Annotated in this window: 15 protein-coding genes; 5 read left to right on the top strand and 10 right to left on the bottom strand. The window is 55.6% G+C overall.

The window, feature by feature from the left end:
• Window positions 1–104: 104 nt before the first annotated feature.
• Window positions 105–881 (top strand): SDR family NAD(P)-dependent oxidoreductase, encoded by a 777-nt coding sequence (locus Poly41_RS00480; RefSeq protein WP_146523977.1) that lies wholly within the window; start codon window positions 105–107, stop codon window positions 879–881.
• Between the two features lie 101 nt (window positions 882–982).
• On the opposite strand, the gene Poly41_RS00485 is transcribed toward Poly41_RS00480, so the two are convergent.
• The 3 genes from Poly41_RS00485 to Poly41_RS00495 all read right to left on the bottom strand — a co-directional run bounded on the left by Poly41_RS00485 (window position 983) and on the right by Poly41_RS00495 (window position 3,843).
• Window positions 983–1,582, bottom strand: a complete 600-nt coding sequence (locus Poly41_RS00485) for a hypothetical protein (protein ID WP_390621397.1) — start codon at window positions 1,580–1,582, stop codon at window positions 983–985.
• A gap of 381 nt (window positions 1,583–1,963) precedes the next feature.
• On the bottom strand, window positions 1,964–3,244 hold the full coding sequence (locus Poly41_RS00490) for a BON domain-containing protein (protein ID WP_146523978.1): 1,281 nt from the start codon (window positions 3,242–3,244) through the stop codon (window positions 1,964–1,966).
• Window positions 3,245–3,498: 254 nt separating this feature from the next.
• Window positions 3,499–3,843, bottom strand: coding sequence for a hypothetical protein (locus Poly41_RS00495; protein ID WP_146523979.1), 345 nt, complete (start codon window positions 3,841–3,843; stop codon window positions 3,499–3,501).
• 265 nt (window positions 3,844–4,108) lie between these two features.
• Between Poly41_RS00495 and Poly41_RS00500 the strand changes: the two genes are divergently transcribed.
• Window positions 4,109–4,711: a metallophosphoesterase family protein gene (locus Poly41_RS00500; RefSeq protein ID WP_146523980.1), complete on the top strand. Its 603-nt coding sequence runs from the start codon at window positions 4,109–4,111 to the stop codon at window positions 4,709–4,711.
• A 32-nt stretch (window positions 4,712–4,743) separates the two neighbouring features.
• Here Poly41_RS00500 and Poly41_RS00505 read toward each other — a convergent pair whose 3' ends face one another.
• Both Poly41_RS00505 and Poly41_RS00510 read right to left on the bottom strand, forming a co-directional pair.
• Window positions 4,744–5,817, bottom strand: a complete 1,074-nt coding sequence (locus Poly41_RS00505) for an anti-sigma factor family protein (protein WP_146523981.1) — start codon at window positions 5,815–5,817, stop codon at window positions 4,744–4,746.
• A gap of 143 nt (window positions 5,818–5,960) precedes the next feature.
• A complete protein-coding gene (locus Poly41_RS00510) occupies window positions 5,961–6,608 on the bottom strand; it encodes an RNA polymerase sigma factor (protein WP_146523982.1) in 648 nt (215 codons plus the stop codon).
• A 421-nt stretch (window positions 6,609–7,029) separates the two neighbouring features.
• Here Poly41_RS00510 and Poly41_RS00515 point away from each other — a divergent pair, with 421 nt between their 5' ends.
• Genes Poly41_RS00515 through Poly41_RS00525 form a run of 3 tightly spaced genes read left to right on the top strand, consistent with a single transcriptional unit; the run spans window position 7,030 to window position 10,072 of the window.
• Window positions 7,030–8,610 carry a permease gene (locus Poly41_RS00515; protein ID WP_146524902.1) on the top strand — a complete coding sequence of 527 codons (1,581 nt, stop codon included), beginning with the start codon at window positions 7,030–7,032 and terminating at the stop codon, window positions 8,608–8,610.
• A 57-nt stretch (window positions 8,611–8,667) separates the two neighbouring features.
• Complete coding sequence (locus tag Poly41_RS00520; protein ID WP_146523983.1) at window positions 8,668–9,126, top strand: hypothetical protein; 459 nt, start codon at window positions 8,668–8,670, stop codon at window positions 9,124–9,126.
• A gap of 13 nt (window positions 9,127–9,139) precedes the next feature.
• Window positions 9,140–10,072, top strand: a complete 933-nt coding sequence (locus Poly41_RS00525) for a DUF1559 domain-containing protein (RefSeq protein ID WP_197230966.1) — start codon at window positions 9,140–9,142, stop codon at window positions 10,070–10,072.
• A 20-nt stretch (window positions 10,073–10,092) separates the two neighbouring features.
• Here the strand turns inward: Poly41_RS00525 and Poly41_RS00530 are convergent, their stop codons facing one another.
• From Poly41_RS00530 to galK, 5 genes are all read right to left on the bottom strand, one after another.
• Complete coding sequence (locus tag Poly41_RS00530) at window positions 10,093–11,001, bottom strand: CPBP family intramembrane glutamic endopeptidase (protein ID WP_146523985.1); 909 nt, start codon at window positions 10,999–11,001, stop codon at window positions 10,093–10,095.
• Window positions 11,001–11,579 (bottom strand): CDP-diacylglycerol--glycerol-3-phosphate 3-phosphatidyltransferase, encoded by a 579-nt coding sequence (pgsA, locus tag Poly41_RS00535; RefSeq protein WP_146523986.1) that lies wholly within the window; start codon window positions 11,577–11,579, stop codon window positions 11,001–11,003. The genes Poly41_RS00530 and pgsA overlap by 1 nt, the downstream gene beginning before the upstream one ends.
• A 269-nt stretch (window positions 11,580–11,848) precedes the next feature.
• The gene (locus Poly41_RS00540) at window positions 11,849–12,976 is read right to left on the bottom strand and encodes an aldose epimerase family protein (RefSeq protein WP_146523987.1); all 1,128 of its coding nucleotides are present in this window, start codon (window positions 12,974–12,976) and stop codon (window positions 11,849–11,851) included.
• Window positions 12,977–13,121: 145 nt separating this feature from the next.
• Window positions 13,122–15,167: a sodium:solute symporter family transporter gene (locus tag Poly41_RS00545; protein WP_146523988.1), complete on the bottom strand. Its 2,046-nt coding sequence runs from the start codon at window positions 15,165–15,167 to the stop codon at window positions 13,122–13,124.
• A 97-nt stretch (window positions 15,168–15,264) separates the two neighbouring features.
• Complete coding sequence (gene galK / locus Poly41_RS00550) at window positions 15,265–16,494, bottom strand: galactokinase (protein ID WP_146523989.1); 1,230 nt, start codon at window positions 16,492–16,494, stop codon at window positions 15,265–15,267.
• Window positions 16,495–16,993 lie beyond the last annotated feature (499 nt).

The following is a 16,993-nucleotide window of genomic DNA, read 5'->3' on the forward strand; positions in this document are numbered from 1 at the left end:
ACAATCTCTTGTGGCGTACCGGCAGTAGGCAAAACGGGCCTGCGGCGTCGAAATCGTCCCATTTCGTTCTCCCCTGCTTTCTTTCTCGCATAGCGACCCATCCGATGTTCCAAGATACCCACGCTGTCGTCACCGGGGCTTCAAGCGGAATCGGTCGCGAAATCGCACTCTCGCTGGCTCGCAACGGCGTCAAGCGAATCGTCGTTCACTATCACGGCAATCGCGATGGCGCCAGTGAAACCGCGAAGCAGTGCTCCGCATCAGGGGCTCAGCCCATTGTGTTGCGGTGCGATTTGGCCGATGCCGAATCGATTCAACAGTTCGCATCGAATTGTTTTGCCGAGTTAGGCGAGGTCCAGACTTGGGTGAACAATGCCGGCGCCGATGTGCTGACCGGCGAAGCGGCCACGATGACATTCGCGGAAAAAATCAAGCAATTGATTGAGGTGGATGTGCTGGGCACGATTCACTTGGCTCGGATGGCGGCCCAAGCGATGATCCGCCAGCGAGTCGAAATTCCGTCATCGATGACCTTCATTGGATGGGATCAAGCGAGCCAAGGGATGGAAGGGGATGCGGGTCAAATGTTTGGTCCCGTCAAAGCAGCGGTGGCTGCGTTCGCGAAAAGCTTAGCTCAAACCGCTGCACCGCAAGTCCGTGTCAATCTTGTCGCGCCAGGATGGATCCGAACGTCTTGGGGCGAATCGACCGACGCGTATTGGGACCGGCGAGCGAAAGAACAGTCTCTCATGCATCGTTGGGGTTCTGCCGCCGATGTGGCTCAAGCGGTCCTTTTTGCTGCGGATCCCAACAACTCGTTCTTGACCGGACAAGAAATCCAAGTCAACGGCGGATGGAATCGACGGTTTGCTAAGCCGTGACGCGGCAACTCGCTTCGCTGGCCTTCGGACCACCGCGATACGAAAAAAGGCTAGCCGTTTCGGGCTAGCCTGTTCGTGGCTTGGCGGTTGGATCCCGTGCGTTACAGATTTGGCGTCGTGTAAGGCTCGACATCGCCAACCATGTGGAAGTGGTTGTGGTCGATGTACACCACTTCGATCGCTTCGCGGTCGTGAAGTGTGTGAGGAATCGGGTAGCCAACCGTGGTCTTTTCGTCGAAGTAGATCGTGCACTTGTAGTGGGCGTGGTGCAGTTGAGCAGGGCCGATCAGCGGGTAGAAGCGAGGTGGATCGATGTAGTCGGCGATCTTCTCTTTGATGATGCGAACGTCATTGCGTTGGGTTTCCCAGAGCAACGGAATGCCACCTTGAACCGGACGTGCCGATTCCAGTGCATGGACCACTTCATCATCGCTTGGCGGATCGAGAGCAACCGCAGGACCACCCGACGTCGTGGGGCCGAGGATCGGAACGCGATCATAACGTTCCTTCTTCCAAAAGTCTTCTTCGAGCTTGTGTTGGAAGTAGGGACTGACGGGAATCGGCCAGCCGAGGAAACCAAGGTTGATGTTGGTACCGCCGAGTCCGTAGCAGCCGCTCGATCCAATCGCGAGCATTGCCATCGTACAGAACGCAAGCCTTCCAGCAATCGAGGTGCGTTTGACAGTTGAATTGGGAGTCATCATCCGAGCAACCTTCCGTGGTTTTATTGTCGTTATCCGATTCATTCGACCCGCTCTCCAACGCTGTATGTGTTGGCGAGCTTTTGGTGTCTGCCGGCCTACGGCGAAGGATCTTCGAATCGTACGATCAGTAATCGCGTTCTGCGTACATCTAGTATCGTGTGAACCTAGGAGGATCTTGCGGATAATTCCGAAAGTTCCGAAATTTATAAGCGATCGGCGATCGGCTTTCGGCTGTCCGCTGTCCGCTGATAGCTGATAGCTGTCCGCTGATAGCTGATAGCTGATAGCTGATAGCTGATAGCTGGCCTCTGCGCATGCAAAAACCCGCGATCGGGAGGCCCAATCGCGGGTCATTTGTGCTGGCGATCCACCGCGACCTTAGCGGTCGGTGAAGTCCAAGAACCACCATCCGTCGTCCCATTCCAAACTCACTTTACGCCATCCCAAGGGGACTTGCGGATAAGGATAGAAGGGGCCGATGTATGGCCATGCCGATGGGCTGTACTGCTGTGGATAGGTCAACGCAGCGTAGTTTGGGTGAGCTGCGTAGCCTGGCCATGCATAGTTCGGCAAGTTGGGCGAATCGTAGCGTGGCGCTGAAACGCCGCTGTACGGTGCCATTGGTACCGGTTGCCCCATTACGGGAGCTCCGACGGCATAACCAGCCGGGTTGGCTTGAACCGGTTGTTGGTTCATTCGGTACGGAGCTGCCATGGCATTCGCGTTACCTTGGACCGAAGCGGTGCGAGCAGGCACGGCTGCCGTGGTGACTCGTTGCGGAGCAGGGTCACGAAGCTCGGCTTGTTGCATGGAAACGGGGGCCGGAGCCAATGCAGTCGCACTTGGAATCTGGATGGAGTCATGAACACCATGGACTCCAGGGATCCCCGACGCAATCTCAACGATCGTATCTCTCTGAGCCTCCGATGCGGCTCGGCCTTTCAAGTGAAGGACGCCCGAATTGCTAGCGACATCAACCCCGAATCCGCGAAGTTGGCCCGTTTGTTGGGCTTTCCCAAGAGCCTCGATGACCGAGGAAACGACTTTGTCATCTTGGATGGGCATCGGCGACGCATTGAGCTCTACCGCTGCGGTAGGCCGAACTTCCCCCGGCATAACTTCCAAAAGTGCGAACTTGGGCATCTTAGGTGCCTCCGTCACAACTTCCTTTTGAATAGGTGTCTTTTGAACGGCGAGTGTTTGGATGAAAGACAAGCCCGCTTGCGGTTTGGGTTCGGGCTTTGTCACCACAGCCGATTGTGCGGGGCGAACCACTTTGGCTTCCGCCACGTTTGCTTCAGGCTGTGCTGCTGCAGCCAATTTCGCGGGCTCAACCACTTTGGCTTCTATCACCTTTGCTTCAGGCTGTGCTGCTGCGGTGACGGTGACTTCATCGATGACTCGGCTAATGCCTTCGACTCCCTCGGCCGTTTTCAGCACGAGGTCCTTGTGACCTGGCTCGCTAACGTTGCCGCGGAAAAGCACCACGCCCTTGTCTACTTTCATGTCGAGCGTGAACGCTTTCAACGCTCCCGCATCTCGGTTGACTTTCAACCGTTGAATAATTTGCTCTGCGATTTCTCGGTCGCCGCCCCAGACCTGCATCGGCCCAAGAGCAGCGATCGCGGCAATCGCTAATCCGAAATACTTGCGTCGCATGGAAATGCCTCCCTACAGTCGTGAATCGCTCCGATGCTTGAAACCAGTCGAAGGCCCAGTCGCACGACGCGACATGGATGTCACCACCAGAGGCAACTGATCCTGCGACCGATCACAACAGACCGGTGTTGTTGGTTGTTTCGGTCATCCGGGGGCTCGCAAGGTAGGCTTTTTCTGATTTTGTCGCCAAATACGATTATTCGGCTGTAAGCTTGGTTGGCAGATGCCGTGAAACGAGATGTTTCATGGGCAGATCAGCCGCGCCCGCGAAACGTCTTGACCGCAACGGTCAGAGCCATCAACGTCCCCACCGCAGGCAAGACGGCGAAAATCAACCGTGGTTGAGCCGCCAAAACCATTAACGCCACGACGCCGATCACGGAAACGCCAGCCGGCAGCCATTGAGCAGGCCGACGGAGTGACGGCCAGGCGAGCCAAAGTGCTCCCAGAACCAACCCGATGCGCCCCATGGCAGCGGCAGCAAAACGTGATGCGTTGTCATCACCAAACCACCACGCCACAACGCTGAGGGTCATCATCAAGACGACAACCAGTAGCAAGACACTGCGGCGACGATCAGCAAAGAAATCGTTCGGCATGAGGAATGGGGGACGAGCTGTCACAGCGGGAGGGGTGTGGGCCAAAAATCGCGGCAGGCTCTATCTTAACCGAAACCGTCGCCGATGCCTTCCTCTGGCAGATAGCCCTCATCCGATCCTCGCTACAACGCGTTGTTGCAAAACGTTATCCTGGTCGATTCGATCGTCAAATCCGGCCGACGTCGGTACGCCCCCCAAAATCCAACATCCTGGAACCACCCAAAAATCATCCCGGATGGCCCCCAAGAAAAATGTGCGGGATCCCATGAAATACCTTTGCTTTAGCGATCTACACCGCGATACCGTTGCGGCGGCAAACCTTGTTTCCCTGGCAGCGGATGCGGACGTTGTTCTGGGCGCCGGTGACTTTGCCAATCGTCACCTCGGCATCAACGATACGCTCGAGATTCTCGCCGCGATTGACAAGCCAACCGTTCTGGTTCCGGGCAATGGCGAAACCGCTGAGGAACTGAGATCGGCTGCCAAGATCTGGAAGTCGGCCCGCGTGCTGCACGGCGAAGGCTGTGAAATCGATGGCATCGACTTCTGGGGGGTCGGTGGTGGAATTCCGGTCACGCCATTTGGCGATTGGAGTTATGACTTCGACGAAACACAAGCCAAACGACTGCTCAACGGGTGTCCGACAAAGGGGATTCTCGTGGTTCACTCACCGCCGATTGACACCGTTGATCACGATACGACGGGACGGGTGCGTGGTAGTCACGCGATACGCATGGCCATCGAAACTAAGATGCCCAAGCTCGTGGTCTGTGGTCACATCCACTGTGACTGGGAAAAACAAGTGGTGCTGTGTGAATCACGCATCCTCAACGCAGGCCCTCGGGGTGTCCTGATCGAGGTGGATTGAGTTTGTCTTAGCGCGACGGGGTGGCTTGCTTTTTATCGCTGACGAACATTCGTAAAGGGGGGACGCCAACTTGGGGCAAGCGATGCATCGTCGATGTTCACACCCGCTTCAACTTGGCCGTGGTGATTGAGCCACGGGTGATCGGGAATGTGATCGAGCGTCGGTAGCGTCACAAATTGCACACGCCCGTCCTCGTACAAAACGTTGATGCCATAGCCTCCATGACCGACACTCTTCGGTTGCGTTGCAAATCCTGCAAACTGATTCGACGGAGCATCGCTCATCACGGCGAAAGACGATCGCGATTCAAACCGCGGCGAGCCGAATTGCTTTCCATCGATCACACCAAGCGTGTAAGCATAGTGCCCCCCCGCAAACCGCTGCAATTCGCGGAGTCGGTCCACCGACGCATGATGCAATTGCTCCACCGACGGCAGTTCGTTCGCTTCCGAGAACCGGAACGCATCCTCCGCAGGTGCCCCCACAGACGGACACCATCGTGTCGTGCTGTCCTCCAACAAACCGGCCGCTTTCAAGCGAACCGCATAGACGCCTGCAAAGGCTTCCGGTCCTTCTTTGGCCACCGCCGGAAGTCGCGATTGTTCATCCCGCGTAACGAATTGCGTTAGCGCGGTCCCAAATTGGCGAAGCTGATCTTGGCATGCCAACCGCCTTGCTTCAAAACGTCCTTCGGCAAGCGATGGCAGCAGCAGCCCCAGCAAGACCGCCGCACTCAACGCCCCCGTAACCCAATCCATCCACGTGAACTCGGGTCGCGCTGAAACCTCAACGCCACCGCTCATGGGCGCCAAGCCGACGCGAGGGGCCTTGGCTTCCTTTGCAGCGTCAGCCCTCGTCGGGGGCTCAGCGGCCGAAAACTCGGTGTCACCTCTCGGTAACGGCGGCAATCCAGAGAGTGTTTTTGAAACCAAATCAACCGGAGGACTCGCGGGCGGTTGATAATGTTCTTCGAGCGGCCGTAGGGCTTGTTCTAAACGCTCGAGTTCACGCCTCGCCTCGGGATCCACTCGAAGCCGATCGGCCACACGCTGCATTTCGTGCGGTTCGAGCGCGCCGAGTAGATAGCCGAGTAGGTCTTCGTGCATTACTTTCTACACCGAATCTTGGGAACAGGTTCAAAGAACCGGATTGCGTTCAAACCGACTCGAGCCTTGGAAGCGAACGCCCAACGGCACAAGCCTTTCCTGTTCTATGCGCTCGATCGGCAAACGGTTCAATCGAAGCCAATCTACTCGGTCGGCGGCGAATGCGTTTCTTCCCAAAGCGTTCCCAAACGTTGGACCGCAACGTGCAATCGACTCTTGACCGTCCCGACCGGAATACCGAGGACTTCGGCCGCTTCTCGGTACTTCAACCCCTGATAATAGACCAAGTGGATGACCTGCTGCATCGATTCACCTAAGTTGGCAACCGATGCGTTCACCCAACGACTATTTTCTTCCTGAGCCGCGACCGCGTGTGGATCGGGTGCGTCACCCACCAATTTCTCGGACCAACTGCTCGATCGATCGTCTTGGTTGTTCGCATGATTTCGGTCCAAACTGACCATGCGGTGCCGTTTGTTGCGCCGCTGGGCGTCGATCGCTTGGTTGGTCGCAATGCCGTACAACCAGGGGCGGAACCGCCGTGTGGCATCAAACTGGTAACACTTCAAATGCACCTGCAAAAACGTTCCTTGAAACGCTTCCTCGGCGGTGTCCGCATTACCGAGGTAACGCCGCAAGTAGCTAAATATTTCGCGTTCGTAGCGTCGTATCAACGTTTCGAAAAGCGCCCGATCAGCGGATTCTCGATACTGAACGATCAGCCCTTCGTCGGACAGATCGCCGAACGCAACCTCCTGTTCTTTCGACTGTTTCTTGGTTGTGGTCGCCATCGAAGATGCCTCCCGCAGAGGAGTGAAGGAATGGAAAAAAAAGAAAATAAGAAAACAAAAAAGTGTTTCCCGATAAAAGGAAACGCGAATTCTATGCCAGAAGTATGCATGTCAAAATGACACACCCTCGCTGCGGTTGTGACGAAAACGGACACGTCCGCCGCTCCTGCTAGTATCTCAGAAATCTGGCGGTAGTCAAAACGGTTTCGAGGGTTAAGGGTAGATAGTTCGCCAGAAACCACGCTGTTCGGGGGGGCAGCATGTGAAATCCAGGCAACCTTTGCAGGCCCATTGTTGCTACATTGGTCGCTTAGGATCCCCACAAACGAAAGGCGAAAGAGCTCCTTTGAACCAGACGCGTGAACATAAGTTTCGGTACCAATGGTGGACCTCGGGCGATATCAACGCCTTTTTTGGCTTGATGCTCGACAACATCGTCGGCTTGCTGTTGATGGTGGCGCTGCTGAGTGGGTTTGGATTTCCAACCGACTTTGCGGTTTCGCGAATGGTTCCTGGCACGGCCCTGGGCGTTTTGGTTGGCGACCTGGCGTTCTTCTTCCTGGCGTTTCGGTTAGCAAGGAAAACCGGAAATCGTGATGTCACGGCGATGCCGCTCGGTCTCGACACGCCATCGACGTACGGTATCGTGCTGTTTGTGCTTGGGCCCTCCTATTTGCAGGGCGTTGAAGCGGGACTCGATTCGATCGATGCTGCCTATCGAACGTGGTACATCGGCATTTGGTGCATCGTGCTCAGCGGCGTGCTGAAGTTGGCGTTGGCCCCAATCACACAGTGGGTCCAACGAGTCGTTCCACGCGCCGGACTGCTCGGCTCATTGGCAGCCATCGCGCTGGTGTTGATCAGTTTCTTCCCACTGACTGAGATCCTCGGGCATCCGCTGCCAGGCCTTTTGGCGCTCGTGATCGTACTGACGACGCTGGTCGCGAAAATCCCCCTGCCCGGCCGAACGCCCGGGACACTTGGTGCGTTGTTGGTGGCAGGCACGGTCTACTATTTGCTGTGTTTTGTGGAAGGCAGTGGCTATCATCTTCCCTCACCCGAGCCGATCGCGTGGTTCCCAAAGGAATGGATGGAGAGTTATTCCTTGACCTGGATGGCGGCCCTGCCGGATGCCTTGGCCTATTTGCCGATTGCGTTTCCCTTTGCGATTGGAACCATTGTTGGCGGCATTGACTGTACCGAAAGTGCCGCCGCCGCGGGCGATCGTTATGACACTCGCATGGTGATCGGTGTTGAAGGGATCGCGACGCTATTGGCCGGTTTGTCAGGTGGCGTGATCCAAACCACGCCGTATATCGGGCATCCTGCCTACAAGGCGATGGGCGGCCGTGCAGCGTACACGTTAGCGACGGCCTTATTGGTGGGGTCGGCTGGGTTGGTAGGCTACTTTGGGCTACTCAATGCGTGGATCCCAAAGCCGGTGGTGTTCCCGATTCTGGTGTTCATCGGTCTGGAGATCACCGCCCAAAGCTTCCTGGCAACACCCCGTCGACATTATGCTGCGGTCGCATTGGCCTGTTTGCCCGCGCTGGCATTCTTAGCGATGAGTGTGCCTGGGCGGATTCTAAGCGACCCAGCCTTGCAAGGGCTCGACTTCTCGGCTGATTCGCTTGATGGGTTGTTGCAGAAGGATATGATCACACTCGGAATGCTTAGCAACGGTTTCATCTTGACCAGTTTGCTGTGGGCTTGGTGTTTAGCGGCCGCCATCGATCGGCGCTTGCGTCTCGCGGGGGTGGTCTTCGTGGTTGCTGCAGGATTGACGCTTTTCGGAATCATTCATTCGCCATTACCGGGGAACCGTTTGTTTGTTCCGTTTGGCCCGGATGCTTGGGGCGAGATGGTGCTCGGTGCGGAAGATCGAAAACGGGTTCTCGAGTTTGTCGCGGGGTACCTGGTTTCGGCGGGCGCGTTACTTGCTTGGTCCTTCTACCCTGCGGTCGCCGCATCCGAATTTGACCCCACGTCCTCGGCCTCTTAACTTGCCTTGCAGTTGAATCGACGCGACAATGGTTTTCGCTGAACTCATCGTGGGAGAATGTTCTTGTCTAAATGGATGATCCGGATTGGTTTGCTGGGGATGGCTTTTGCGACATGCGGTTGCCGTCCGTCATCGCCGCCACTTCGGCAAGCGATGTCGGGTAAGGTCGAGGTCGATGGTCACCCCATTCGGAGCGGATCGATCAGTTTCTTGCCTAACCGCGGAACCTCTGGCCCCGCAGCAACGACGGTCATTGTCGATGGCCAATACGTGTTTTCAGCATTGAACGGCCCGTATCAAGGACCGCACCAAATCATGATTGGGATCGATCCCGTGGCCATCGACCTCTCAGCCGACCAAGCAAAACGCGGCGTTGCTGCCAAGGTCACCAGCGGCGGAGATCACTCGGGAAACCGACCCTCGGATGAAGCGAAACGTAACTGGGTCGCTGAGTACGTGGTCCCTGGTGATGGGAAAGCCAAGAGAGATTTTTTGCTTCAAACGATTGATGACTAACGCACCCTGTTGTATGAAATCAAACCTCACTCCTGCCGAGCAACATCGTCACGGCTTCACGCTCGTGGAATTGCTGGTCGTGATCAGCATCATTGGTGTATTGGTGGGACTCTTGCTGCCGGCCGTTCAATCGGCGCGCGCTGCCGCACGGCGGATGAGTTGCTCGAACAATTCGAAACAGTTTGCACTCGCCATTCACAACTACCACTCCGCGTTCAATACGTTTCCGTCCGGAAGCATCGTCTCGGACCGCAACGGCTATTCGTGGGGGATGATCTCCCAGTTGCTCCCCTTCATGGAGCAGACGGCGAAATTTGAAACGCTGGATTTTTCCAAAGGCCGATGCGGCCAGCAGATAAAAAACCTTCAAGCGATTGGAGCGACGGATCCATCGAGCCAGCCAATCAGCATCTTGCTTTGCCCGAGCGACGTGAATTCAAATCGATCCCTCCTCAGCGGCCCGACCGGTCCGTTGCCACTCTCTGGCGATTGTGGTGTGCTGTATCCCGTCAACTATCTGGGGATGAGTGGCAGCAATGACAGCGATATTTCCGGAACCTATGGCGGATGCGGCGGCATGCGAGATGGGAACGGCATCTTTTTTGACGAGAGCCAAAAAGGGTTCCGTGATGTGCTCGATGGAACCAGCACGACCCTGCTGTTCGGAGAGCGGAACATGCCCGAGGATCTTGGTTGGGGATGGCCGATTTGTGGCGGCAGCGAGTGCGAACACTACCTCTCCTCAACCATGGGCATCTACGAAGGAACCTACGATCGGTCCGAGTACTTTATTCATTTGCAGCACTACTGGAGCTCGCACGAGGGTGGATGCCATTTAACGTTCGTCGATGGCAGCGTTCGCTTTGTTCCCTACACCATCGACTACAACACTTACATCGACCTGTCCACGCGCTCCGGCAAGGAAGTGATCGAGATCGAATACTGAGAACCTATCCGAAAAGGGTTCTACAGCCGCTCGACCCAAAAACGAACGAACTGAACGCATAGCGTGAAGCCGTTGAGTACAACATGGACGATCAACGGCAGCGAGATGCGACCGGATTGTCGATACAAGAACCCTAGCCCGAGCGATAAGAAAAACAGCGGTACAGGGGCAGCGCCCTGTCCCAAATGCATCAGCGCAAAGAAAGCACTGGTGACGAAGATCGGCCAGTAACTTCGTGGTTTCCAGCAATCGGGTGCAGCGTCGAGGTAGGGATTTGCTTCGCCTCGATCGGCCAGCGATTGCAAGCTGCCTTGCAACAAGACCCGAAACAAGAACTCTTCGACCAGTGGGGCGACGATCGCTGTCCCGACGAATAAGATCGCAAAGACGCCAAGGCTCGGCGACTTTTCCAACGATTCCAAGACAGGATGATGGTACGGCACAAGATAAGCCACCGCCGTGCTGATCAGCAGCACGGGGGGAATCAGCATCAGTGAAGCTCGAAGCCCCAAGGCAACATCGCCGGACTCGAAGCGAAGCCCCAACTGCCTGGCAGCATCTGGCCGAATCAGTCGCAACCAGCCGAAGGTTGCCAAGATCGCCACGATACCGCCAATCGCCTGGGCCGTGAGACTGCTGACGAGCGTCTTCAGCGGCAGGGACTCGCCCGCTTGAAAGGGGCTGATCCAGCCCAGTGAGGCGAAGACGCGCTGCATCAGCACCGTAAACACGAGACTCAAGCCAAAGGCCATCAGAAAGTCAAACGGGGACCAATACGGTCGCTCTCGAGGCACCGCCGGCAACAAAGTCTCGGCCCAAGGGTGTTGTGACCCCACACAGCGACGGATCGCGTTGGTCCACAAAACCATGGCCGCGAGAAAACCAGCGATCACGCCAGCCCCCAGCATCGCGGCAAACTGAGTTTCCATCAGGCGCGACCCTGATCTCGCAGCACTCGAGCTGCAGCGAGGGTGTAGTCATAGCCCGAATAGACCGTCAAAGCGATGGCCGACCAAAGAAGTCCTAATGTCGTGATCCGCAGCCAAGTTGCAGCCGGGTCGTTGATCAAGCAGAGCAAAACACTCACAACCGCCGCACACTGAAGCACCATCTTCCATTTGCCTAAGGAGTTTGCCGAAAAATCGCCTCCCGATCCTTCGATGATCCCACGCAGACTGGTCACCAACAATTCACGAGCGACCACGATTGTCGCCATCCATGATGCGACGCCCGATTCTGCCACCCCGACCAACGCGATGAAGGAACCGCAGATGATGATCTTGTCAACAAACGGATCAAAAATCCGCCCCAGCTTTGTGACTTGGCCGTATTTTCGAGCCCAATAGCCGTCCATCCAGTCGGTCGACGCCGCGATCAGAAACACAACCGTCGCCGAGGCAAAGTGGCCCAGCGGGATCAACACCATGACGGCAATCGCCAGCGCAAACCGCACCGTGGTCAGCGCGTTTGGGACGTTGTAGATCGTACGGGAAGCCGTGCTACTCATTGCCACATTCATATCAAAGATCACTCAAAAGATCACCGTTCTAGACTACCAGATCACGCCAAAATGCGAAGAGGCCCAACGGTCGGTTTCAGCGGGATGGTCTCGGCCCCGTCGTTTCTGACGTTGCCACCAGGGGATAGAGCCTGGAAAGGGCCCACCGTCGCGCAATTTTCGCAATGCCGGGAGCGCAAAAAAATGCCGTGAGCGCAAAAAAAATGCCTGGGCCCCCACAGGGTCCAGGCGATGCGATCCAAGGTCAGCGAAGAAACTCACTGGGTCGAGAACTTGAAAGTCGTCGTCGTTCGATACTCTTCGCCAGGGCTCAGAAGGGTCGATGGGAAATTGGGCTGATTGGGGCTGTCCGGATAGTGCTGGGTCTCTAAACAGAAGCCACCCCGATGGACATAGGTTTTCCCCGATTTCCCTTGAAGCCGTCCGTCCAGGAAGTTGCCACAGTAGAACTGAATTCCTGGTTCGGTCGTCCGAATTTCGAGCACACGTCCGGTCGTCGCTTCGGTAACCCGAGCCGCAAGGGTTGCCGCTTTGGGATCGCCGCCTTTGTCCAACACAAAGTTGTGGTCGTAGCCAAGTCCGAACGTCAACTGTTCATGCTTCTGTTCGACATCGCGGCCGATTGCCTTGGCTGTCGTAAAGTCAAACGGTGTTCCCGCGACGTCTGCCAATTCACCGGTGGGGATCAAACCATCGTCAATCGGCGTGTACTTCTTCGCATTGAGCATCAATGCGTGGTCAAGGATGGTGCCTTCCCCTTCGCCTTTGAGGTTAAAGTAGGTGTGCTGCGTGACGTTCACCGGTGTCTTCTTATCGGTCGTCGCCAAGTAGTCAATCACCAGTTCATTGGCGTTGGTCAATCGATACGTGACCTTCACGTTCAAATTCCCCGGGTAACCCTCCTCGAGGTCTTTGGCCAAGTAGCTCAGTTCGATTCCGGACCATCCGTCCCCTTCCATGGGTTTGGCATCCCAAACCACCTTATCAAAGCCAATGACACCCCCGTGCAGATGGTTTGCATTGTTATTGGTCGCCAAGGTGTAGGTTTCGCCGTCGATTGAAAACTCCCCCTTGGCGATCCGGTTCCCATAGCGGCCAACCACCGCCCCAAAGTAGGGTTTGTCTACCGCATTGATGTAGTCCTCGACTCGGTTGTACCCCAGGGCGACGTCGCCCATATTGCCATCACGATCCGGAACGACAATCGAAGTGATGATCGCGCCAAAGTTGGTCACTTTGACGGTCATGCCAGAGCTATTTTTCAGCGTGTACAGCTTGATGCTATCGAAGTCTTCGACCGCCACTTCCCCCGAGACGGGTCGCAGGTCAAGTCCCCCTAACAAGCAAAGCATTGCAGGTACCAGTAGCATCGATCGATATTTCATCTCATTTGCCTTCAGTAGTTTTCTGGCCAAAGAACTCGAATTGAATCCGTCTCGCCCAGGGGACGAAACGGGCTGTCGTTGCAGACGGCCAAACGCCTATTGTAAACAGGCGTTTGCCCTAAGTGTTCGATTCCTCAAATTGTCTTTAATAGAACACGACATACAAGAGAATGGTTAGCGCGACCACAACCCCTCCCCAGAACTTAGCGGGTTTCGAACCGGTCAAATCCATCTTCTCATTGACGGGCAAGGTTACGGGAACTTTCAAGGGATTGATCAACGTCATCAGCGTTAGCACCACCAGCACCGCACCAAAGCAAATCGCCATCCGGTTGAGGAAGGTGATGTCGGCCGTCAGGGGCGAAAACTTCAATGCCCCGTAGAGCACCGGATTCAACAAGAGCCCAACGGTACCAACCGAGCGAGGAGCGCGATGGACGAGCAACCCGAACAAAAAGATCGCCAAGATTCCGGGCGAGATAAAGCCTTGGAATTCTTGGATGAACGTGAAGATCCCACCGAACGACGGGTGCCCCAAGAAGGGTGCGATGATCATTGCGATCAAGACAAACACGATCGTGCAAATTCGCCCCACGGAGACCAAGCCGGTTTGCGAGGAATCGGGACGTAGTTTGTAGTAAATGTCCATCGTAAAGATCGTGGACGCTGAGTTAAGCATGGAGGCCAGCGAACTCACCACCGCTCCAAAGATGGCGGCTAAAACAAAACCCTTGATTCCGGAGCCGATAGGAATCAGCTCGCGAATCAAAGTTGGAAACGCGTTGTCATAGTCGTGTGGCACCAAGGTTTCGATATCGGCCTTTTCCTCGAGCGCGGCCAGACCGGCTGCGGCCACCTCGCTATTGGCGGCGATCAATTCCGCATCGCTGAGGGTGTCGGACGCCTCTTCCAGATCAACAAGACCACGGAGTTGGTCGCGATTGAATTGAGCGACCGCCACAGCATCCTCGGTGTTCATGCTTGCGAACACATCGTTGAACGTGTAGAGGGTGGTGAACTCGTTGGGCTTCGCCTCTTCTAAAATCGACTCAATCTTTCCGGCAACGATCGTGTTACGTGATTTCTCCGCATCAGGCTTCATCTTGTCCGACAGATTCTTGTAGAGCTCCGGCGTTTTTTCCGCCATGATCATCGCGTTGCGACTGACGGCATCTTCCCGTAGCTCACCGTTAAACAAGTTGAACGCCAAAATCCCCGGCACCACGACAATGAATGGGATGATCAACTTCAGGAACGCTGCAAAGACAACCCCTTTCTGGCCCTGGGCGAGTGACTTCGACCCCAACGTTCGCTGGGTAATGTATTGGTTCAGTCCCCAGTAAAAGAAGTTAGGAATCCAGAGGCCAATCAGCAAAGCCGTCCAGGGAATCTCAGGATCGTCCACCGGTCGGACCATGTGCAATTTCCCATCCGGTAGCGGGCCCTTGTTCAGATCATAAAACCGCTCAATCGGGCCTGCCGCTTCAAGGCTTTCTACCGTCACTTCGCTGTTTCGAGCCGTCTTAATCAATTCGCTCGGGTCGGTGTCGGCAATCAAACTGAAGGCAAAATAGGCGATCACGACACCACCGATAATCAGCGCGGATCCCTGCAACAGGTCGGCCCAGGCACACGCTTTCAAGCCGCCAGCAAACACGTAGGCTGCCGCCAAGATTCCAATGATCCAGCAACCGACGGTAATGCTGCCGAGGTCCAAACCCAACACCGTCAAGCCTTGAAAGTTGCCCGTGATGACCTTTGCACCGGAGTAGATCACCGACGCGGTCGGTACTCCCACCAAAATCACCATCGTGCTAATCGCCATTACGGTTCGGGCGAACGTGTTGTAGCGATACTCGAGAAATTCAGGGATCGTGTAGATGCCGCTCTTGAGGAACACCGGCAAAAACACAAATGCCGTGACGACCAACGTCACCGCAGCCATCCACTCGTAACTAGCGATTGCCATGCCGAGCCAATCGGCAGCCTTGCCCGTCATTCCCACAAACTGTTCGGTAGAAATGTTCGCCGCGATCAACGAAAAACCCACCAAATACCAGGTCAATCCGCGACCGGCAAGGAAATAGTCTTGAGCATCCTTTTCTTCATCGTCCTCGCGACTCTTGTACAAACCGATCGAAATCACGGCCACAATGAAACCAACAAAGACCAGGATATCCAAAATGCCCATCAGTGTTTCGCCTTTCAATTAAGAACGTTCGTATGAATCTTTCAACGACTCAGGTTGGGAGGGGAGCCCCCAGCAAGCTGCGTCTTTCGCGCGGCGGCTAGGTGTTGGCTCGGTCGATCTTGTGGGCACCCAATGCAGGCCGACTGGCAAACAATTGGGGCTTGATGCCACTTTGCTGTTCGTATTGCTTCGCCATGATTGCACTGACTTCGACGGCTTTGTCGGATTCAACGAGCGTGACCGTACAGCCGCCAAAACCACCACCCGTCATCCGCGAACCATGGATGCCGCCTGCGGGACCGATCTTGTTTGCCAAGTCGACCAACAGGTCCAGTTCGTCGCAACTGACTTCGTAATCGTCCCGCAGCGAAGCATGACTGGCGTACATCAACTCACCAAGCTGTTGCCAATCACCCGATTCGATTGCAGACGCTGCCTTCTGAGTACGGTCAATCTCGGAAACCACGTGCCGCCCCCGACGGAACTCGACCTCCGTCAACTTGTCTTTGCCTGCGTCGAGAATCTCGAGCGTGACATCTCGCCAAGAAGGTCTGCCCAACTTCTTCAGCGCTGAATCACATTCGCAACGCCGCTGGGCATATTCGCCACCGGTGAGTTCGTGCTTCACATTGCTGTTGGTGATCAAAACCGAGATTTTATTGCTTGAAAACGGAACGTGCCGAAGTTCTTGCGTCCGGCAATCGAGCAGCATGAAGGCGTTCTCTTGTCCGAAGACGCTACTGAATTGGTCCATGATCCCACAGGGGACGCCGGCAAATTCGTGTTCGGCCTTTTGACACAACAGCGCCTTTTCGTCCATCGCTAACGACACACCCGTAACGGCTTCGAGCAAGGTGGCGGTGGCAACTTCCAATGCCGCACTGCTGCTCAACCCACCACCGACCGGCACGTTGGACTCAATCAACCAATCCATCGATGGGAGTTGTTGCGATGCATCGGGGCCCATCCTTTCGAGGAATCCCGCAACGACGCCTTCGACATAGGCGTACCATGTGGGCGGCGTCGAGGGCGCGAGTGGTTTCGACAAATCAATCTGAGCGGTTTCATTCAAGTTGACGCTGTGCAGTGACACGCGTCGTGAATCGTCATTGCGGCTGGCAGCTGCAATCACAACGTAACGCTCAATGGCCATCGGCAACACGAAGCCATCGTTGTAATCGATGTGTTCGCCAATCAAATTGACACGTCCCGGTGCCGCGATCACCCACTCGGGTGGTCGCGAATGCTCGGCGACGAAGGTCTGTGTCAAACGCTCGACAAGATCGCCAAGGAATCCAGTACTGGAAGTGATTTCAAGTGAAGACATATCAAAAAGTATCGCGGAAAAGCTTGGTTCAAGCGGTTGAAACAAAAGCGGCATCCGAGCTGAACCGCGTTTGCTCGAACAAAACGGCGAGAGACGACCATCAAGGTGGGGGCAGCCTGCTGCAGCCAATGGGCAGCTGATTATGAACTGCTAAAGGCGCCAGTACAATGAGATAGGGAACACACACGTTGAGAAATGTTGCCAAAATCAGATCATGCTCGCCCCGGTCAATCCACAAAATCATCGAACCTTTGGCAATCGCTCCTAATCCCAGAGAATCCCCAACCCCAATCTTCGGCAATCCTTACGCCGTTAGCCCATGCAAAGGCGAGGCGAACAGGCGGACCATGGGGATCGATGGTTGCAATGATTTGCCAATTCAGCGGTGGGCTTGCTTTCCTCGAGAAACGCAAACTTGGGTGCGGGAAATTGTCGCACTTGGTTTGGAGATTGCTTAAACTGACGTCGTCGCGAGCGGAGCCGATTTCTTGGCAGCTCG

This window comes from Novipirellula artificiosorum, from assembly GCF_007860135.1.
Taxonomy (GTDB): Bacteria; Planctomycetota; Planctomycetia; order Pirellulales; family Pirellulaceae; genus Novipirellula_A; species Novipirellula_A artificiosorum.

Bases quoted from the DNA above. Each gene is read 5' to 3' on its own strand.
- Poly41_RS00480 (WP_146523977.1), top strand. From the start codon at position 105: ATGTTCCAAGATACCCACGCTGTCGTCACCGGGGCTTCAAGCGGAATC.
- Poly41_RS00520 (WP_146523983.1), top strand. From the start codon at position 8,668: ATGTTCTTGTCTAAATGGATGATCCGGATTGGTTTGCTGGGGATGGCT.
- Poly41_RS00530 (WP_146523985.1), bottom strand. From the start codon at position 11,001: ATGGAAACTCAGTTTGCCGCGATGCTGGGGGCTGGCGTGATCGCTGGT.
- Poly41_RS00490 (WP_146523978.1), bottom strand. From the start codon at position 3,244: ATGCGACGCAAGTATTTCGGATTAGCGATTGCCGCGATCGCTGCTCTT.
- Poly41_RS00500 (WP_146523980.1), top strand. From the start codon at position 4,109: ATGAAATACCTTTGCTTTAGCGATCTACACCGCGATACCGTTGCGGCG.
- Poly41_RS00515 (WP_146524902.1), top strand. From the start codon at position 7,030: ATGCTCGACAACATCGTCGGCTTGCTGTTGATGGTGGCGCTGCTGAGT.
- Poly41_RS00485 (WP_390621397.1), bottom strand. From the start codon at position 1,582: ATGACTCCCAATTCAACTGTCAAACGCACCTCGATTGCTGGAAGGCTT.
- Poly41_RS00540 (WP_146523987.1), bottom strand. From the start codon at position 12,976: ATGAAATATCGATCGATGCTACTGGTACCTGCAATGCTTTGCTTGTTA.
- pgsA (WP_146523986.1), bottom strand. From the start codon at position 11,579: ATGAGTAGCACGGCTTCCCGTACGATCTACAACGTCCCAAACGCGCTG.
- Poly41_RS00510 (WP_146523982.1), bottom strand. From the start codon at position 6,608: ATGGCGACCACAACCAAGAAACAGTCGAAAGAACAGGAGGTTGCGTTC.
- Poly41_RS00545 (WP_146523988.1), bottom strand. From the start codon at position 15,167: ATGGGCATTTTGGATATCCTGGTCTTTGTTGGTTTCATTGTGGCCGTG.
- Poly41_RS00505 (WP_146523981.1), bottom strand. From the start codon at position 5,817: ATGCACGAAGACCTACTCGGCTATCTACTCGGCGCGCTCGAACCGCAC.
- Poly41_RS00495 (WP_146523979.1), bottom strand. From the start codon at position 3,843: ATGCCGAACGATTTCTTTGCTGATCGTCGCCGCAGTGTCTTGCTACTG.
- Poly41_RS00525 (WP_197230966.1), top strand. From the start codon at position 9,140: ATGAAATCAAACCTCACTCCTGCCGAGCAACATCGTCACGGCTTCACG.
- galK (WP_146523989.1), bottom strand. From the start codon at position 16,494: ATGTCTTCACTTGAAATCACTTCCAGTACTGGATTCCTTGGCGATCTT.